This is a genomic window from Nostoc sp. FACHB-152, from assembly GCF_014697475.1.
Lineage (GTDB): Bacteria > Cyanobacteriota > Cyanobacteriia > Cyanobacteriales > Nostocaceae > Nostoc_B.
This window is the reverse complement of sequence record NZ_JACJRV010000001.1, coordinates 120,927-139,664: the sequence shown is the minus strand read 5'-3', so window position 1 is coordinate 139,664 and position 18,738 is coordinate 120,927. Positions and strand designations below refer to the sequence as shown.

The 18,738-nt window shown below is 40.9% G+C and carries 14 protein-coding genes and 1 tRNA gene; 10 read left to right on the top strand and 5 right to left on the bottom strand.

The window, feature by feature from the left end:
* Positions 1–47: 47 nt before the first annotated feature.
* From H6G76_RS00560 to argF, 3 genes are all read right to left on the bottom strand, one after another.
* Positions 48–1,523, bottom strand: a complete 1,476-nt coding sequence (locus tag H6G76_RS00560) for a DNA phosphorothioation system restriction enzyme (protein WP_190694785.1) — start codon at positions 1,521–1,523, stop codon at positions 48–50.
* 106 nt (positions 1,524–1,629) lie between these two features.
* On the bottom strand, positions 1,630–2,235 hold the full coding sequence (gene lexA / locus H6G76_RS00555; protein WP_190694204.1) for a transcriptional repressor LexA: 606 nt from the start codon (positions 2,233–2,235) through the stop codon (positions 1,630–1,632).
* Positions 2,236–2,382: 147 nt separating this feature from the next.
* Positions 2,383–3,303: an ornithine carbamoyltransferase gene (gene argF, locus H6G76_RS00550; RefSeq protein WP_190694202.1), complete on the bottom strand. Its 921-nt coding sequence runs from the start codon at positions 3,301–3,303 to the stop codon at positions 2,383–2,385.
* A gap of 475 nt (positions 3,304–3,778) precedes the next feature.
* Between argF and H6G76_RS00545 the strand changes: the two genes are divergently transcribed.
* The 8 genes from H6G76_RS00545 (at position 3,779) to H6G76_RS00510 (ending at position 11,433) form a co-directional block, all read left to right on the top strand.
* Positions 3,779–3,850, top strand: a tRNA-Thr gene (locus tag H6G76_RS00545).
* Between the two features lie 111 nt (positions 3,851–3,961).
* The gene (locus tag H6G76_RS00540) at positions 3,962–4,327 is read left to right on the top strand and encodes a ferredoxin thioredoxin reductase catalytic beta subunit (protein ID WP_190694200.1); all 366 of its coding nucleotides are present in this window, start codon (positions 3,962–3,964) and stop codon (positions 4,325–4,327) included.
* Positions 4,324–4,716, top strand: a complete 393-nt coding sequence (locus H6G76_RS00535) for a DUF309 domain-containing protein (protein ID WP_190694198.1) — start codon at positions 4,324–4,326, stop codon at positions 4,714–4,716. Before H6G76_RS00540 ends, H6G76_RS00535 begins: the two co-directional genes overlap by 4 nt.
* Before the next feature lie 338 nt (positions 4,717–5,054).
* Positions 5,055–5,546, top strand: coding sequence for an LptA/OstA family protein (locus tag H6G76_RS00530; RefSeq protein ID WP_190694196.1), 492 nt, complete (start codon positions 5,055–5,057; stop codon positions 5,544–5,546).
* A 100-nt stretch (positions 5,547–5,646) separates the two neighbouring features.
* A complete protein-coding gene (lptB, locus tag H6G76_RS00525) occupies positions 5,647–6,375 on the top strand; it encodes an LPS export ABC transporter ATP-binding protein (protein ID WP_190694194.1) in 729 nt (242 codons plus the stop codon).
* Positions 6,376–6,652: 277 nt separating this feature from the next.
* Positions 6,653–7,768, top strand: a complete 1,116-nt coding sequence (locus tag H6G76_RS00520) for an LptF/LptG family permease (protein ID WP_190694193.1) — start codon at positions 6,653–6,655, stop codon at positions 7,766–7,768.
* A 267-nt stretch (positions 7,769–8,035) separates the two neighbouring features.
* Positions 8,036–10,414 (top strand): tetratricopeptide repeat protein, encoded by a 2,379-nt coding sequence (locus H6G76_RS00515; protein ID WP_190694191.1) that lies wholly within the window; start codon positions 8,036–8,038, stop codon positions 10,412–10,414.
* Positions 10,415–11,271: 857 nt separating this feature from the next.
* On the top strand, positions 11,272–11,433 hold the full coding sequence (locus tag H6G76_RS00510; protein WP_190694189.1) for a ribbon-helix-helix protein, CopG family: 162 nt from the start codon (positions 11,272–11,274) through the stop codon (positions 11,431–11,433).
* Between the two features lie 392 nt (positions 11,434–11,825).
* Here H6G76_RS00510 and H6G76_RS00505 read toward each other — a convergent pair whose 3' ends face one another.
* Together H6G76_RS00505 and H6G76_RS00500 are read right to left on the bottom strand one after the other, a co-directional pair.
* On the bottom strand, positions 11,826–13,205 hold the full coding sequence (locus H6G76_RS00505) for a cytochrome c biogenesis protein (RefSeq protein WP_190694188.1): 1,380 nt from the start codon (positions 13,203–13,205) through the stop codon (positions 11,826–11,828).
* A gap of 3 nt (positions 13,206–13,208) precedes the next feature.
* Positions 13,209–13,949, bottom strand: a complete 741-nt coding sequence (locus H6G76_RS00500; protein ID WP_190694186.1) for a cytochrome c biogenesis protein CcdA — start codon at positions 13,947–13,949, stop codon at positions 13,209–13,211.
* Between the two features lie 210 nt (positions 13,950–14,159).
* Between H6G76_RS00500 and H6G76_RS00495 the strand changes: the two genes are divergently transcribed.
* Both H6G76_RS00495 and nifJ read left to right on the top strand, forming a co-directional pair.
* Positions 14,160–14,591, top strand: a complete 432-nt coding sequence (locus tag H6G76_RS00495; protein ID WP_190694184.1) for a YidH family protein — start codon at positions 14,160–14,162, stop codon at positions 14,589–14,591.
* Positions 14,592–15,051: 460 nt separating this feature from the next.
* Positions 15,052–18,732, top strand: coding sequence for a pyruvate:ferredoxin (flavodoxin) oxidoreductase (gene nifJ, locus H6G76_RS00490; RefSeq protein WP_190694182.1), 3,681 nt, complete (start codon positions 15,052–15,054; stop codon positions 18,730–18,732).
* The last annotated feature ends 6 nt before the right edge of the window (positions 18,733–18,738 follow it).

The window sequence follows — 18,738 nt, the reverse complement described above, 5'->3', positions numbered from 1 at the left end:
TTAAATTCAGCACTTGCTTTACGAGCATTTACATTGTCTTTAGGCTTTCAAATGCCTAATAAACCGTATTGTTTTTGGAGATCCAACAGTTTCATCCTCGCTTCACCAGCATTATCAGCTAAATCAGCAAATTCAACAAACCGCCGCAGTTCTTTTCTTAATAGATTGCGTTCAACTTCTATAGTTTCCCTATCTAAATCTGGCGGCAATACAATCATGTCATATATAGTCGCTCTTTCCTTACTGGGATGAGGGCGCAAAACTCTTCCTCGTCGCTGAATAAATTGGCGAGGATTACCAGAACTCGATAAAATCACCGCAGTTTTAATTGCTGGAATATCAACTCCCTCATCTAAACAGCGAATTGCTACTAAACCTTGTAACTCGCCGCTTTCAAATTGCCGACGTAAAACCTCCCTTTCTGTTAAAGGAGTTTGGGCAGTATAGGTGCTGACTTTATAGCCTAAATCTACACCCAGAATTTTAGCAACGGCTTTCAGTTGACGCAGAGATGAACGTCCTGTTTCCAGAGAACCATCACTGCAATAAAAAAGTGTATGCGTAGTTTCGCGGCGGGTTGCCATTAATTGACGTAAAGCAGTTAATTTATTTGTGGCTGCGCCTATTAATCTTGCGCGTTGCATTAGTAAGGGCTTTAAATCTTCGTTGTCTTCAAAATTTGGTGATTCACCAGTTTTGCTTTCTCGATATAGAAGAGAACGCCCGATTCTTTTAGTTAACTTCAAATAAGCAATGCTTTCTGCTTCTGTTAACTCTACTAAAATCGGATAATAAAGATAATGTACCAAAGCTCCTTGGGCGATCGCATCCCTTAAAGTAAACTCTGGTTGCAAAACTGGGCCAAAATAATCAAATAACGATTGTGTACCGCCATCATCAAAATATCTTTCTGGTGTGGCAGATAAAGCCAGCCGCAAACCCACACGCCGGGGTAAACTTTCTTCTAGTTTTGGCGCGCCTAAATTATGGGCTTCATCACCAATAATTAAAGTTTTTGGCGGTAAATACTTCAGTTGCGATTGAAAACCATCACCAATTAATGTGGAGTTGGTAGTGATAACAGTAACAAAGCCTTGAGAACCAGAACGCAGATTATAAAGTTGCGTAGAAAGTTGACTTTGCCAACTACGCACATTCTCAAAGGCTAATATCGGCTGTAAATTAAACTTTTCGCATTCTCGCGCCCATTGGGTAACAAGATGACGATAGGGACACACCACCAACAGAACTTGCAAGTTAATTTGCTGATATAATTCGCAAGCGATCGCTAATGCAGTGATAGTTTTACCACTACCAGTCGCCATTTTCAGCGTTCCTCTGCCATTGTTCGCAAACCAGTTAGTTACAGCTTGTCGCTGATACTGGCGCAATTGCAGAGATAACGGCATCCTTGGGCATCCTGGTAATGGTTGCGGATGGTAACTGCCCCTACCCTCCCTAGCAAAGGGTAACTTTAGCCGGAAAGCAGGAAATTGCTGCACTGAGTTTTGTGTCAGGTACATAAAAAAATCAGGGAGTAGTGAGTAGTGAGTGGTGAGTGGTGAATGTTGAGTGGTGAGTTGTGAAATTCCATCCCCTACTCCCAACTCCCAATTCCCCACTCCCTATTCAGTTATATCCACGCCAAACGCCGACAAGAGAACCTTGCACCTGCACTTGCATGGCAGCAACTTCAATGGGGTTATACTTCTGGTTGGCGGGTTTTAAGGTGACGCGATCGCCACTGCGATAAAAACGCTTTAATGTAGTACCATACCCATCAACTCTAGCGGCAACAATTGTGCCATTTTTTAATTGATCTGGTTCTGGTACTGGCAATAAAAATACCACATCCCCATCGGCAATTAAATCTTCAATCATGCTATCCCCTGTTACCCGCAAAGCATAGGTTTGTGGCGGTAACGAGAAATTAGAAAAATCTAAATAATCTACAGCCTCAGTATAAGGTTCAATTAAACCACCAGCAGCGATATTACCTAAAATTGGCACACCTTGCTTAATAGGATGTAAAATGCGAATTGTGCGAGCTTTACCTTCAGTCCATTCAATGTAGCCTTTATTTCTTAAATGTTCTAAGCGGCTTTGAATAGGTGCAGGTGACTTCAGATTCATCGCTTGCATCATTTGACGAATTGAAGGAGAATGCTGGTGCGATCGGATATATTCTGCCAGCCATTCATATAATTCTTGTTGAGCTTCTGTGAGACGTTCCATAATAATAAAATGGGAAGTAAATACAAATGTCCCTAGAACATTAGTACTACAAAAAATCCTATATAACAAGATGAAAATAAAAATATTAAAGGCAAAAGAAAGAAAATTTTTTACTCTTTTGCCTTTAATTTTTTCAGTTTTTATTGTTCACTCTGCCCCTAAAATACTAGCCAGCAAAGCTTTTTGTGCGTGCAGACGATTTTCGGCCTGATCCCAAACGCGTGAGTGAGAACCTTCAATTACTTCTTCAGTAATTTCTTCACCACGATGGGCGGGTAAGCAGTGTAAAACAATTGCATCTTTATCAGCCAAGCTCAACAGTTGTTCAGAAATTTGATAGGGTTGAAAAATTGGCATTCGATCATCTGCTTCTTCTTCTTGCCCCATACTTGCCCAAACATCTGTGTAAAGTACAGTTGCTTCCTTAGCAGCTAACTCTGGGTCATTAGTTAAGAAAACTTGGGTTTTATCGCCAGCGATCGCCCGCGCTTGTTCTACAATTTTGGCATCAGGTTCAAATCCTTTAGGCGTAGCAACTCTGACATTCATTCCCGCCAAAGCACAACCCAACATCAAAGAATTCGCCACATTATTGCCATCGCCCACATAAGTCAAAGTTAAGCCGTCTAACTTACCAAAACATTCTTGAATCGTCAATAAATCAGCTAATATCTGACAAGGATGTTCCGCATCAGTCAGCGCATTAATTACTGGAATTTTGGCATAGTTAGCGAAAATTTCTAAATCTTGTTGGGCAAAAGTCCGAATTGCCAAAATATCTAAATATCGATCTAACACCCGTGCAGTATCTTGGATAGGTTCGCCGCGACTTACTTGCGTAACATTAGGATTAAGATCGATTACCTGTCCCCCCAATTGATACATCGCCACCGTAAAACTAACACGCGTGCGAGTTGAAGCTTTAGAAAACAACAAACCCAACACCTTATTACACCGCAACTTTAGCTGTTGAGATTTCAATTGCCCAGCCAATTGCAGAATTTCTTGAAGTTCCGTTGGACTGAAGTCCGCCAGACTTAATACATCGCGTCCGAGTAACACTGCCATGTTTTTGAGTCGTAAAGAACGATTATCTATTCTGTTTCTTTACCCAGCCGTGTCAAGAAAAATACAGTTTAAAAACTGCATTTCATCTTTTTGCGTCCAGCCCAGGATTTTAAATTAGCTTTTGCTATGAATATTAATTTATCAACTTTATTGGTGATTCAAATCAATGATTTTTGCTGCTTCAGTTCAACTTTCTGCTATTTTCACACCTTGTTGTTATGGTCTTTTGACATACAGCAGATTGCAGGTAAATGAAGTACAGATTTTAAGAACAAAGCCATATAATAGAAGACTTTCAACCCCATTAGCTATTACCTATTGCCTGTTCCCTGCTGTATATTTCCCCTTGTCTCCCTGCACCCTACCTCCCTGCATCTTCTACTCCCTCTGAATATTTTTTGCTGCGACCTCTAGACAAATATTTTGCTTTTGCTATAATCAGAAATCGGTGAGTGCAAATGAAACAATCTTGCTTGCCAGCATAGCACAGTGGTAGTGCATCCGACTTGTAATCGGAAGGTCGTCGGTTCAAATCCGACTGCTGGCTTTGAGCCTTCAGCAAAAGTTTTGTATATATTGGGGAAATCTCCCCAGTAATAGCAGCTTACGGCTGAGGTACAATGCAAAGAAATATTTAAATTATGAGCGGCCGATCCACATGATCACATCAGAAGGTAACACAAAATCCAGCGATAAAAGCCTAGAAGCAATGCGGCATTTTTCCGAACAATACGCCAAGCGTACTGGAACGTACTTCTGTAGTGAACCTTCGGTGACTGCGGTAGTAATTGAAGGGCTTGCCAAACACAAAGATGAACTAGGTGCGCCTCTTTGTCCCTGCCGCCATTACGAAGACAAAGAAGCTGAAGTCAAAGCCTCTTATTGGAACTGTCCTTGTGTACCTATGAGAGAGCGCAAAGAGTGTCACTGTATGCTGTTTCTGACCCCAGAAAATGAGTTTGCTGGCCAAAGTCAAGATATTACTATGGAAACAATCAAAGAAGTTCGAGACAGCATGGCATGAGCGAAACTATGCCCCAAGAGTTTTGGCAAGGTGTAGAACAGTTCAACTCAGGACAGTTTTACGCCTGTCATGACACCTTAGAGGCTTTGTGGATCGAAGCCAGCGAACCTGACAAGACTTTTTATCAAGGTATTCTCCAAATTGCTGTGGGCTTGTATCACCTGGGTAATGACAATTTGCGAGGTGCTGCCATCTTATTAGGAGAAGGTAGTAATCGCCTGCGGCGTTACCCAGATAGTTATGGCAGTATTAACGTAGAAGAATTATTAAGCCAAAGTGCAGCATTATTGAAGGTAATACAACAAATGGGAGCAAGTAAGATTCCCACTGGCAACTTGGGAGAAAATCAAGCCTTGCCTATACCGAAGATTGTGCTTGCGAATGATTAATCAAACTTTCTCAGGTGATTACATAGATGAAATGGGGGCATAGAGTTTTCTATCCCTCTATTTTTTTGGCTTATAGCAGGTGAAAGGTGACAGGTGAAAGGTGACAGGTGAAAGGTGACAGGGTGGTAGGATGTGTTGTCGCATAGCGCAACGCACTCTACTGGACTGACACAGATTTTTAACAAATGTAAATTTATGGTGAAACTTCCACATGAGGCAAAGCGTCAGTATTTTAACCATTGGTTATCCTCAAGCTATTCCAGATTGTAGAAGTTATCTGTGTATCAAGTACTTGAGATAATTGGTATACAAGCTGAAATATTGAGTTTTAAATTGTTATGATGCCCTGTAATCAATCGCTAGTATCACAAATGCGTCGTTTTGCTTTAGCTTTAGTACTACCCCCCTCACTCTTGGGCGCGCTGACATTTCCTGGTCAACTGCAAACTGCGACGGCACAAGCTACTGCTGGCAATCGCCCTTTGACTATTCGCTCTGATGTGCAAGAATATGACGCTAAAAGTCAAGTTATCACGGCTCGTGGCAATGTCCAAATGTTGTATCCGGCTCGTCAGTTGCAAGCAACGGCTGCTCAGGCACAATATTTTAGCAAAGAACGCCGAATAGATTTCAGTGGCAATGTTTATATTTTGCAACAGGGTAACAATAGTATTCGAGCCGAAAAGGTGACTTATTTAATCGACGAAGGACGGTTTGTGGCTTTACCCCAAAGCAACCGTCAGGTAGAGTCTATTTATATGGTGGAAGATTCAGAGTTGGGAAGACAGAATAATACATCTGCTCCCAAAACACCAGATTTAAAACAGTGAACAGTAATCAGTGAACAGTGAACAATAAATTATTTATCTGATAACTGATAACTGTTGACTGATTACTGAAATTAGCATCTAATACCAACAAACGCGGATAGTGAAAATTGTTTTAGAGAATATTCACAAATCATACGGTAAGCGAGTTATTGTCAATCGCGTCAATCTTTCTGTTGTGCAAGGCGAGGTCGTTGGTTTGTTAGGCCCGAATGGGGCTGGAAAAACGACGACTTTTTATATCGCTACAGGTTTAGAAAAACCAAATCAGGGAAGAGTTTGGCTAGATAGTCAAGATATTACTGGGCTACCCATGCACAAGCGCGCTCGTTTAGGCATCGGGTATCTAGCACAGGAAGCGAGTGTTTTTCGCCAGCTTTCCGTACAAGATAATATTTTTTTGGTATTAGAACAAACTAATGTACCGAAATGGGAATGGACAAGGCGAGTACAAACTTTATTGCGAGAGTTCCGTTTAGAAAAAGTGGCTCACAGTAAAGGAATTCAATTATCTGGTGGAGAACGACGACGGACAGAACTAGCAAGGGCTTTGGCTGCGGGACGAGAAGGGCCAAAATTCTTATTATTGGACGAACCATTTGCGGGAGTTGACCCAATTGCAGTTGCGGAAATTCAGGAAATTGTTGCTGGACTGAGCGATCGCGGTATGGGTATCTTAATTACAGATCATAATGTCCGCGAAACTCTCGCCATCACCGATCGCGCTTATATTATGCGTGAGGGGCAAATTCTCGCTTCCGGCACAGCTGACGAACTTTATAATAATCCCCTCGTGCGTCAATACTACTTAGGAGATAATTTTCAAGTTTAAATCTTAAGACAGTAAACAGTAAATAGAACAGCGTAAATATTTGTAGTTGAGATCAGGCAGGAGGAAAGAGGATTGTAGCTTAATTAACTTTTCTTAACATAATTTTATTTTTTCCACCCAACTTACTTAAACAGGTTTAAAAATATTTTTTTAGAATATTTTATGACAATTTTATACTTCATACTTCAGTAGTGCCTAGATTAACTTTTATTTGCTTATGATTTACACAAAGCAGAAGTCTTTTTATGGTATTAATTCCCTGGTGCCTTTTACGATCATGGATCGCTATTTGCTCAGTGAGTTAATTCCACCATTTTTGTTTGGGGTTGGGGCATTTTCATCACTTGGTGTGACCATTGATGCTGTATTTGAGTTAGTCAGAAAAATTGTCGAATCTGGGCTACCTGTAGGCATCGCTATTCAGGTTTTCTTGTTAAAAATGCCAAATTTTATTGTTTTAGCTTTCCCGATGTCCACTCTGCTGGCTACTTTGATGACTTACAGCAAGTTGTCGAGTGAGAGCGAACTAATTGCGCTACGTGGCTGTGGAGTAAGTGTCTATCGGATGGTACTGACGGCGGTGATGTTAAGTCTGGTAGTCACAGGTATGACATTTGTATTTAACGAGCAAATTGCACCAACTGCAAATTATCAAGCTAACCAAACTCTACAAAATGCCCTTAAATCTGATAAGCCAATTTTTAAACAACAAAATATCTTTTATCCAGAATACCGCGATATACAAGAGGCTGATGGCAGTAAGAGTAGAATGTTGACACGTTTATTTTATGCTGATCAGTTTGACGGTAAACGGATGAAAGGGTTGACGATTATAGACCGTTCTACAAAAGGCTTAAATCAAGTGGTTGTGGCAGAATCAGGTAAGTGGAATGGCTCACAAAATGTCTGGGACTTTTCTAACGGTACTATTTATTTAATAGCTCCCAACGGCTCTTATCGTAATATTGTACGGTTTGAAGAACAACAACTTAAATTACCCCGTACCCCGCTCAGTTTAGCAGAAAAAAACCGCGACTACGGCGAGATGAATATTGCCGAATCTTTAGAACAGCTAGCAGTAGAAAAATTGGGTGGCGATCGCCAAAAAATTCGGAAACTCGAAGTCAGAATTCAACAAAAAATCTCTTTGCCGTTTGTCTGTTTAGTTTTTGGTTTGGTGGGTGCAGCTATGGGAACTATACCCCAACGCACAGGTAGAGGTACAAGTTTTGGGGTGTGTGTAGTTGTAATTTTTACTTATTATTTACTTTTCTTTATTAGTGGTGCGATCGCCCAGGCAGGTATTCTCTCTCCTTTTATGGGTGCTTGGCTGCCTAATTTTATCTTCTTGGGGATCGGTTTATTTTTATTGGCACGAGTAGCTAGGCGTTAAATATAAAATCCAAAATGGTATGAGCATCAATCTACTAGGATTTCTCTTTTCCCTGTTGCCTAAGCTGTTAAGCACCTAATTTGCAGTTTAGACCGCAGGGGGGCAGGGGAGCAAGGGAGAGGGTTTGAAGTGTTTAGCCACAGTCTCAATAGTGCAACTTGTATGCACAATAGCTTATTGCCTATTGCCTATTGCCTTTTAAAATTTTCCGAAAATTTTTGGATTCAAGCTGTAAACTAAAATATAGACTACCCTCATCGTCACATAATGGATGCTGAAGCAGCATTGATATGGTTAGATACCATAATTCCGGCTCAGACCGGAGAACGGTTGAGCGATTTGCAAAAAGTTATTCTTCAGCAGGTTTGGTTGGGTAGAAAATATTTAGATATCGCCAATGACTACGGCTGTACCGAAGGACACGCCAAAGATGTTGGTTCGCAATTATGGAAGTTGCTATCGCAAGTTCTAAAAGAGAAGATTACTAAAGGTAATTGTCGAGCTACTTTAGAACGTTATCTTAAAAAAGCCAGCCGCATCTCTCATTTATTGGATTACTCGGCACCAATATTCCCAGAAAAACAAGCTGATACTAATTTTATCGGACGGCAAGATGCGATCGCACACCTGAACACTTTGGTCAGTCAAGGGTCGAAAGTCATTGTCATTCAAGGTGAGGGAGGATTAGGCAAAACCACCTTAGCCCAGCAATATCTGCATCAGGGGTTTGATTTAGTCCTAGAACTGCTGATGGCGCAGGAAACGCAAAATATCACCTCTGCGGAACGTGTGGTAGAGGAATGGCTGAAGCAGGATTTTCACGAAGAACCAGGGGTTGAGTTTGGCGTAACATTAGGACGGCTAAAGCGCCAACTGCACACTCGACGCATTGGGGTGTTAATCGACAACCTTGAACCTGCGTTAGATAGCGAAGGTCGCTTAATTAGTGAACACCGCAGCTATGTGGAACTGTTGCGGGTTTTAGCTGATGCTAATGTGCAATCGGTGACATTAATTACTAGCCGCGATCGCTTGTGTGAACCCAGCGTTAATATTAATCATTATCGCCTTCCTGGTTTGGCTCAAACTGCATGGCAAGAATTTTTTAGCCACCGTGGTTTAATTATCGATGCGCCAACTCTGCAAATGATGCACCGTGCTTACGGCGGAAATGCGAAAGCAATGGGAATTCTCTGTGGTGCAATTTTAGAAGATTTTGACGGTGATATCACTGCTTACTGGCAAGAATATAATGCAGACTTACTAGCAGTAACAGACTTAAAAAATTTAGCAGTTAGTCAAATTAATCGCTTACAAGCACTCGATTCTCAAGCTTATCGCCTGCTTTGTCGTTTAGGTTGCTATCGCTATCAAGATGTATCAACTATCTCTTCTTCAGGGATTTGTGCTTTATTGTGGGATGTTCCACCAGCGCAACATCGTCAAATTATTACCTCTTTAAGAAATCGATCGCTGGTAGAATGTCATAAAGGCGAATATTGGTTACATCCGGTGATTCGTGCGGAAGCGATCGCTCGTTTACGCCACAGCAATGAATGGGAAATTACTAACCATAAAGCCGCAGAATATTGGACAGCTAGTATCCAACAAATTGCGACTTTCACTGATGCTTTGCAGGCATTAGAAGCTTACTATCACTATGTAGAAATTAACCAATTTGAATTAGCTGGTAAAGTAATACTCAAAAGTAGAAATAATCAATGGCAGCAGTTTTTACCTTTGGGGAGTACTCTATATCGAATGGGTTTAATTCAACCTGTACTTAGTGCTATTAATCAAGTTCTGAGTAATATTCAAAACGATAATAATCTGATAGAGCTATACAATATTTTAGGTGATTTATATTGGATAACTGGTAAGATAAATCAGGCGATCGCCTGTCAAGAAAAAACAATTAATCTAGCTACTCACGCCTTAAAATCACTCGTACCCCAACCAGAAAATAAACATAAAGTTTACTATCTACGAATGCTAGAGGTAGATTCTCTTTTAAGCATTGGTCTCTACAAAATGGATTTGTGGGAATTAGAGGAATCTGCACAGTTATTTCAACAAGTAATTTATCTCGCTCAAAATACCGAACATCATCGCTGGGCCGAAAAAGCCTGTGTATGTTTAGCCTTGGCTAATTCCTATTTAGGATTACATGAAGCTGCTGACTCCTTGGCTAATGTTGCCTATCGCAATATCATGGCTAAAAACCTTGGCGAACATCCAGGCAGATTTGCCTATTTCATCCAGCTTCTAGGACAAACCTACGTTAATTTAGATGAGTTTACTAAAGCTAAAGAAATGTTTGGCAAAGCCTTGCATTTTGCTGAAGAAAGTCATTATATGCAGGTTAAAGCTAAAACACTTAATGGTTTAGCAGAAATTTATAGACAGCAAGCTGAGTTTGAATTAGCACTAGCTAATCATGCGGAAGCCATTGAAATTTTAGATAAAATTGGTGCTAAATGTGATTTAGCTGAAGCTTATTTTCAATTAGGGCTAACTTACCAAAAGTTATTCAAGACTTCTGAAAGCCAGATTTATTTTCAAACAGCTATGCAAATATTTAAAGAAATGAATTCTTTCAAGCAAGTGAATAAAATTAAATCTATAGGAATCCGTTTTGATTATTGAAATTATCTGCGTATGCTGGGAGTAAGGAGTAGAGAGTAGGAAAGAGAGATTTTTGGGGTACGGATTTTTTCCCAAATCAAATATGAGTCCTATAGACAACTAAGTATGTCAAACTAATTAAACATTAAACAACAGTAGCGGAGCCAGTTAAGTGGGCGGGTTTCCCACGCCAGTCGCTACAACGGGGCGGCTCTGCCGACTTGAAGGAACTGCCGTGGCGCTGGCTCGACTTGAGCAAACTGGTGTTGTGTTATGCCTTCGGCTAACGCAGCGCTCTAGATATCATTATGGTGCGTTGCGCTGTGCGACAACACACCCTAAATTTTACAGCAGCTTTCATCTCAATGAGGTACATTCCTCTAGTCTCTAACCTCGTGAGGGAGTCTGGCGACCGAACGCATCCGCTCGGCTATACAAACGTAGACGCGCCTTCTTCGGCTAGGTTCATAGAGAGAGAACATAGGTGATAGGTGAAATTCCCATTTTTTCTATTCATGCAACTATGCCGTAATAGATTAAATTTATTGAGGTACAGATATAGTTCACTCATAATGAATTTAAGATGAAATTATTTTCCAGTTTTATCAAAGAAAGCATATCCTCAAGTTAGCTTATTTAAATACTGATTTTCTACAGAGAGATTATAATATGTTTTTTACACTTTATTTACAAATTACGGTTTTAAAATAAATCAGCTTCATACTTTTGAAAATAATTGACTTCTTTATTACAAATTCGGAAAAAGTAGCATTCTCTTCATCACTACTTAAATTCAATATCCTTAGATGTATCATTGTGTTAACAGCTTACGTGAGTGATATTTGAAGAGTAGTTTCAACATATTACTTGTCTCAACTGTGAATAAGAAATGGGCTGTTAAACGAATCACAATTAATCTGACATCAAACGAAGCAGAAAGACTAGAAAGATACTGCTCTATGACGGGGAGACCCGCAACTGATGTTATTCGGGAATTAATTCGCTCTTTAAAAACTGAAGAAACAGAAAATAGTAATTGACAATATTAACAAATACTGGCTGAAATATTATCTTTATCGCTTGTATTAAGCTGTTGTTTCTGTCTATAAAACTGTTTTTTCTGGTGTTGTATTTGCAATCACCTGAACCAATGATAGTATCAAAACTATCTTAAAAAACATGACTGGTAACTATTTTCAAGTTATGCCTTCGGGGTAGAGAATGGGGAACAGAAGAATTATTACTACCTGTTTCCCATTCTCATTTATTTATAATGATTCAAGGTTTTTAGTTAAAAAGCATTTGATAGCAAAGAATTAACCTGCGCTACATTTAAAATATAAGAGCTAAATAAATATAGTGAAAATCCAGATAAAATCACTACATTTATTTAGCTTTTATATTTGAGGTGTGTATTTATTCATCACCTTTATCAAACTAGTACAGTTGACTTTGCACTCAAACTTTCCAAAATTTCTAATACTTCCCTTTCAAAAGCAACTTGGGCGCGATTAGTTTTGCCGCCAACATATAAGCGATCGCCTTTTTGTAATGCCCAAATCTGCGAATGAGAAAAGTAACTCATCACCACGCCAGCCATGAGAATGGCGAATCCTGCATACACTATTGGTATACCTGGGTCAGATTTAATTTGTAAGCCAGTACTACCAACTACATCGATAATTTTTAAGTTTGTGTTGTTAATTTTTGTAGCCATTCCCGCCCGCACAGTATCTATTAGTTGACCTTTGGCATCATAAATTAACACCATACCTTGCAAGTCTTTAGCTATTAAAGACACGCCCTCACTTAAATCGGGCTTAGTAGGAATCCAAGTACCCCAAATGCGGCCTTTATTGTTGGTGTCTAACTGCGCCATCGGTATCTGAAACACCGGGCTGTTATTAAATTGAAAGCGAACAGCTGAGATTCCCCAATCAGTTTGATAAAAAGTTACGCCATGATAACGCAGAGGTTGGTTAACAAAAATCTTTTTGTGGTCAACTTCTTTGCCTTCATTATTTAAAACAGATAAATCTGAATAAAATTGGTCAATACCACCAGAGGGTGTATAGTCAATCCAAAACCGATTGACGCGCACACCCCAATTTTTTAAATCTTGGCTATTTGCCCAAGGGCCAGCATCAACTATGTTTTTGACTTGAAATGTATTGCCACTAGCAATCATTTCTTGGGCGACAAATCCAGTCATTGCCCCCCAAATTCCCCCCAAAAGAATAGCAACGATGCCTACATGAACGATAATCGGGCCGATACGTCCAACTATTCCTTTACGCGCATAGAGGATATTATCTTTATCTTTGTCGGGAAATATTTTATAGCGACGATTTTGTAATATTTCAGTCAGCGTATTTAAAGAACCAGTATCTAATTCTGCACTTAAAGCTAATTTGTTAAATTGCCGGGGTTCTTCGTAATACTTCCAGCGTTGGGCAGCTTTTAGTGCGGGTAACTGACGCGTGAAAGTACAAGCAGTTAAGCTAGTACCAAATAAAACCAGCAACGACAGAAACCACCAAGTCCGGTATACATGGTCTAAACCAACTACTTGAATTACCTTCCAAGTCAGGAAACCAAACAAAGCTGGATGTTCTGGGTAGTTAGCTTGATAGAAGGCTGGTGACTGACCTTGTTCAATGACAGTACCACTGACACTGAATAGGGCAATTAATAATAGTAAAGCGATCGCTAGTCGCAAATCTGTCAGTACAGGCAAAATTTCCTGTCTGATTACTTTCCAAGGTGCTAACCACCATTTTGATTCTGTAGAGGCTGAGTTATCTAAAGTCATCGGTTAAAAACTGCCAAAGGGAATGCGAGAAATTAAAGAAAATACACCAAATCCTACCAACAGCGCACCACTGACTGGGTTAATCCAAGCAGACCAGCGACGCAACTCCAGCAGTTTTTTGATTGCAGCAGTAAATGTACCAGCCAAAATTAATGGTGCTACATACCCTGCTGTATATGACAGTAACAAAACAGCACCTAAAATTAAGTCCTGGGTGTTAGCCACCCATCCTAGTAAACTAGCTAAAACAGGTGTGCTACAAGGAGATGCCACTAACCCAAAGGTTAAACCGATGGAGTAGGAACGAACTCCCGGCGGTAAATCTGAAGAAATCCAGTTGGTTTCACCTAAAGATGGGAATTGTATGGGTAATGCTTCTAATAAATTCAGCCCCATCAAAATAGCGATGACACTGACGACTATGGGCAAACCTACGCCTATCTGACCGTAGACTTTGCCCACTAAAGCAGCTACTACACCCATCCCAGCTAGGGTAGTTGCTAATCCCAAAGCAAACCATGTTGATTGGGCGGCTGCTTGGAGGCGGCTTTTGGTTTCGTAACCGCCGATGTAGCCGATAGTAATTGGCAGCATCGACAGCATACAAGGCGTAAGGCTAGTAAGTAAACCAGCAGCAAAAATAATGCCAACACTTAACAGGCTAAGGTGTGTAAGTTGATTAGCAACTAAGGCGTTGGCAAATTGTTCGAGTTCGTAAATTCGGGTTTGTAGAGTCTCCAACATGAGATGTGTTTGTGTGAGAAATGCTTGAACTGCTTGAATTTTAGCTTACTTCTTTGTTGTCCGTTGGGTGAAGAGTGTTATCTGTCTTCTTACTTGAGAGGTAAAAAATTTTTGTTCAGTATTAATACACCCTTCCCAAAGGTAAGTATTTAAGATTTCTTGTTGCCTTCTCAGTACTGTTTTATTGTGAGTAATGGAGGGCAATTAATCATGAATAAAATTGACCGGATAAGAGAACACCAAGCCAACGAAAGAACTTTTTTAGCTTGGTTGAGGACTTCTATTGCATTGATTGGTTTTGGTTTTGCGATCGCCAGATTTGGTTTATTCTTGCGTCAACTAGATGCCGCGATTACAAAACGTGAAGTTGTGGTAGTACATCCCCTTTTCAACTCGGAGAACTTGGGAATTGCCTTAGTAATTGTGGGGATAGTAGCGATCGCCCTAGCTGCATGGCGATATAATCAAATATTTTGGCAAATCGAACACGGTAATTATCGACCCAATCGTTTACCTGTTTGGATACTCACCGTAGTAGTGATCGTTTTAGGACTACTAAGTATTCCTGTATTGTTCTTGCGAAATCCTACACAGCGTCCATCTTCTCTACCACCTCACTTACAAAATCATAATTTGGATTAAATTTTACGGACTTTTTAATGTAATTCGTAACTAGAAAAACAGAAATATTTTTTAACTTAAATAAACTGGTTATTTTAATTTTTAAGAACATCTTCAAGAAATGCAAATATCTAATAATTAAGTGCAAAATAAATCCCGAACCTGTACCCCTACACAACAGCATTTACAGGACAGAACTCCTATCTAATAATTGTTTGCAACCGTGAGTACATTGCTAATAGATATTAATAAATAAGATATTGCAGATGAGATACTAAGGCTTACAGTAACTATTTAGAGTCAACTTAAGAGCCGCAAGCCGTCAATCCACCATCATCTTTACCAGGGATAATCTGACTGCAATTATTAGTTATTCAATTGGATGCAGCTAGCATAACACATCGACTTTCTGGCTCTGGCTATTTCTAATTAGTCTCGTAACGCTATCTGATAGCACCAGATATAGGCTAGGACTACAATTATGAGCCAATTTGCAACTATCGACGGGAATGAAGCTGTTGCCCGTGTTGCTTACAAACTAAATGAAGTAATTGCCATTTACCCTATCACTCCCTCTTCAGCAATGGGCGAATGGGCAGATGCTTGGTCAGCAGAAGGTCGCCCCAATCTTTGGGGTACAGTTCCCAGTGTTGTGCAGATGCAAAGTGAAGGTGGTGCGGCTGGTGCAGTGCATGGGGCATTACAAACAGGTTCTCTGAGTACTACGTTTACGGCATCTCAGGGGCTATTGTTAATGATTCCTAACCTTTACAAAATTGCTGGGGAACTCACTAGCACAGTTGTTCATGTTGCTGCACGATCTTTGGCTACTCACGCTTTATCAATTTTCGGCGATCATAGTGATGTGATGGCGGCGCGGGCGACTGGCTTTGCTTTGTTGTGTTCCGCTTCAGTGCAAGAAAGTCACGACTTAGCACTTATTGCCCATGCAACGACTCTAGCATCACGCGTCTCGTTCATGCATTTCTTCGACGGGTTCCGCACATCTCATGAAGTGCAGAAGGTGAAGTTACTTTCAGATGACGATATCAAATCGCTCATTCCCGACGAATTAATTTTAGAACACCGCGCCCGTGCTTTAACCCCAGATCGCCCTGTGTTACGCGGTACTGCCCAAAACCCTGATGTTTATTTCCAATCGCGGGAAGGCGCGAACCCTTACTACAACGCCTGTCCAGAAATTGTGCAGAACATCATGGATAAATTTGGCGATCGCACAGGTAGATACTATCGCATTTTTGAATATCACGGTGCGAAGGATGCGGAACGGGTAATTGTGATCATGGGTTCTGGTTGCGAAACTGTCCATGAAACTGTTGATTATCTCAACGCGCGTGGGGAAAAAGTGGGCGTGGTGAAAGTGCGTCTTTACCGTCCCTTCGATATCCAAAGGTTTGTGGAAATGTTACCAGAAACTGCACAAGCGATCGCGGTTTTAGACCGCACTAAAGAAGCAGGTAGCACTGGCGAACCACTATATCTCGATGTGGTAGCAGCTATCAACGAAATCCGGGCGGAACGCGGTAGTGGTAGAGACAAGGTTCCTTCTATTACCGCCGATGCGCGCGGTAGTGGTAGAGACAAGGTTCCTTCTATTACCGCCGATGCACGCGGTAGTGGTAGAGATAAGCTACCCTCCGTCATTGTAGGTGGCCGTTACGGCCTTTCCTCAAAGGAATTTACTCCGGCGATGGTGAAGGCCGTCTTCGATAATCTGTCTCAACCAAGACCAAAAAATCATTTCACTGTGGGTATTCATGACGATGTTACCCACACTTCCCTCACTTTTGAACCCAACTTTTCCATCGAACCCGATAGCGTCGTCCGGGCGATGTTCTACGGATTGGGTTCCGATGGTACGGTGGGGGCGAATAAAAACTCCATCAAAATTATCGGTGAGGGAACCGATAACTACGCTCAAGGTTACTTCGTCTACGACTCCAAAAAATCCGGCTCGATTACCGTTTCTCACCTACGGTTCGGGCCGGAACCTATTCGTTCTACCTACCTGATAGACAAAGCCAACTTTATTGGTTGTCACCACTGGGTATTTCTAGAAAAGATAGATGTTTTGCAAGCGGCTGCACCTGGGGCGACGGTTTTGTTAAACAGTCCCTTTGATAAAGATACTGTTTGGCAAAATCTCCCCCTAAAAGTGCGACAGCAAATTTTAGACAAGCAACTGAAATTGTATGTCATTAATGCCAACCAAGTCGCCCGCGACAGTGGGATGGGGGGACGCATCAATACAATTATGCAAGTATGCTTCTTTGCTTTAGCTGGGGTTTTACCGCAGGAAGATGCGATCGCCAAAATCAAAAAGGCGATCGAAAAGACCTATGGTAAAAAAGGCGCAGATATTGTCCGTATGAACTTGCAAGCGGTCGATATGACCTTGGATAACTTGCATCAGGTGCAAGTTCCTACCGAAGAACAAGGTAAATGGATAGATGAGGAATTATTCTCTACTAATACCCTACCTGTGAGTGCGCCTGAATTTATCCAAGAAGTTCTCGGTAAAATCATGGTTTGGCAAGGCGATGATTTACCTGTCAGCGCATTACCAGCAGACGGAACCTTCCCCACAGGTACAGCCAAATGGGAAAAACGCAACGTAGCCCAAGAAATCCCAGTGTGGGAAGCGGATGTCTGCGTTCAATGCAGTAAATGTGTGATGGTTTGTCCTCACAGTGCCATCCGTGCCAAAGTTTATCAAGAGAGTGAGTTAGCTAATGCACCCTCGGCTTTTAAATCAGCCAGTGCTAAAGATAAAGATTTTACTAATCAAAAATTTACTATTCAAGTTGCTCCAGAAGATTGTACAGGTTGCGCTATTTGTGTAAATATTTGTCCTGCTAAAAATAAAACTGAACCTACTAAAAAAGCCATTAACATGGCGCAACAGCTACCTTTAAGAGAACAAGAAAGAGAAAATTGGAATTTCTTTTTAAACTTACCTAATCCTGACCGCAGACATTTAAAATTAAACCAAATTAGACAACAACAACTACAAGAACCTTTATTTGAATTTTCTGGTGCTTGCGCTGGTTGTGGTGAGACACCTTATTTAAAATTATTAACGCAATTGTTTGGCGATCGCTCTGTCATCGCCAACGCCACAGGCTGTTCTTCCATCTACGGCGGGAACCTCCCTACCACACCTTGGACAACCAACGCTGACGGAAGAGGCCCGGCTTGGTCGAATAGTTTATTTGAAGATAACGCCGAATTTGGTTTTGGTTATCGCCTATCCATAGATAAACAAACTGAATTTGCCGCAGAATTATTAAAACACTTAGGCAGTGAATTAGGTGACAATCTTGTTCAGTCCATTCTCAATGCTGAACAAAAAACAGAAGCAGATATTTGGGAACAACGGGAACGCGTTGCATTATTAAAAGACAAATTAGATAAAATTATCACTTCCGAAATCGACTCCAATTTAAAATCCAAAATTAAAAATCTCAAATCAATCGCTGATTACCTAGTTAAGAAAAGCGTTTGGATTATTGGCGGCGATGGTTGGGCTTATGATATTGACTTTGGCGGTATTGACCATGTGTTAGCTAGTGGTCGCAATGTCAATATTTTGGTGATGGATACAGAAGTATATTCTAATACTGGCGGTCAATCTTCCAAAGCCACCCCAAAAGCAGCCGTAGCGAAATTTGCTGCTAGTGGTAAGCCTGCACCTAAAAAAGATTTAGGCTTAATGGCTATGAACTACGGTAATGTCTACGTAGCGAGTGTAGCTTTAGGTGCAAAAGATGACCATACCCTCAAAGCATTTTTAGAAGCCGAAGCTTACGACGGGCCATCATTAATTATTGCCTACAGTCATTGCATCGCTCATGGCATCAACATGACCACCGGGATGAATCACCAAAAAGCCTTGATAGAATCAGGGCGGTGGTTGTTGTATCGCCATAATCCGCAATTAAGAGAACAAGGTAAGAACCCCTTGCAATTGGATATGCGCGCTCCTACACAATCTGTAGAGGCATCAATGTATCAAGAAAATCGCTTCAAAATGCTCACTAAGAGTAAACCAGAAATTGCCAAGCACTTATTACAACAAGCACAAGCTGAGGTCGATGCACGTTGGCAAATGTATCAATATTTAGCTGAACGCAATCCCTAAAACTTC

What these genes read in the sequence shown, in the direction of transcription:
- H6G76_RS00560 (WP_190694785.1), bottom strand. Translation starts at nt 1,523, where the DNA reads ATGTACCTGACACAAAACTCAGTGCAGCAATTTCCTGCTTTCCGGCTA.
- lexA (WP_190694204.1), bottom strand. Translation starts at nt 2,235, where the DNA reads ATGGAACGTCTCACAGAAGCTCAACAAGAATTATATGAATGGCTGGCA.
- argF (WP_190694202.1), bottom strand. Translation starts at nt 3,303, where the DNA reads ATGGCAGTGTTACTCGGACGCGATGTATTAAGTCTGGCGGACTTCAGT.
- H6G76_RS00540 (WP_190694200.1), top strand. Translation starts at nt 3,962, where the DNA reads ATGATCACATCAGAAGGTAACACAAAATCCAGCGATAAAAGCCTAGAA.
- H6G76_RS00535 (WP_190694198.1), top strand. Translation starts at nt 4,324, where the DNA reads ATGAGCGAAACTATGCCCCAAGAGTTTTGGCAAGGTGTAGAACAGTTC.
- H6G76_RS00530 (WP_190694196.1), top strand. Translation starts at nt 5,055, where the DNA reads ATGATGCCCTGTAATCAATCGCTAGTATCACAAATGCGTCGTTTTGCT.
- H6G76_RS00520 (WP_190694193.1), top strand. Translation starts at nt 6,653, where the DNA reads ATGGATCGCTATTTGCTCAGTGAGTTAATTCCACCATTTTTGTTTGGG.
- H6G76_RS00515 (WP_190694191.1), top strand. Translation starts at nt 8,036, where the DNA reads ATGGATGCTGAAGCAGCATTGATATGGTTAGATACCATAATTCCGGCT.
- H6G76_RS00505 (WP_190694188.1), bottom strand. Translation starts at nt 13,205, where the DNA reads ATGACTTTAGATAACTCAGCCTCTACAGAATCAAAATGGTGGTTAGCA.
- H6G76_RS00500 (WP_190694186.1), bottom strand. Translation starts at nt 13,949, where the DNA reads ATGTTGGAGACTCTACAAACCCGAATTTACGAACTCGAACAATTTGCC.
- H6G76_RS00495 (WP_190694184.1), top strand. Translation starts at nt 14,160, where the DNA reads ATGAATAAAATTGACCGGATAAGAGAACACCAAGCCAACGAAAGAACT.
- nifJ (WP_190694182.1), top strand. Translation starts at nt 15,052, where the DNA reads ATGAGCCAATTTGCAACTATCGACGGGAATGAAGCTGTTGCCCGTGTT.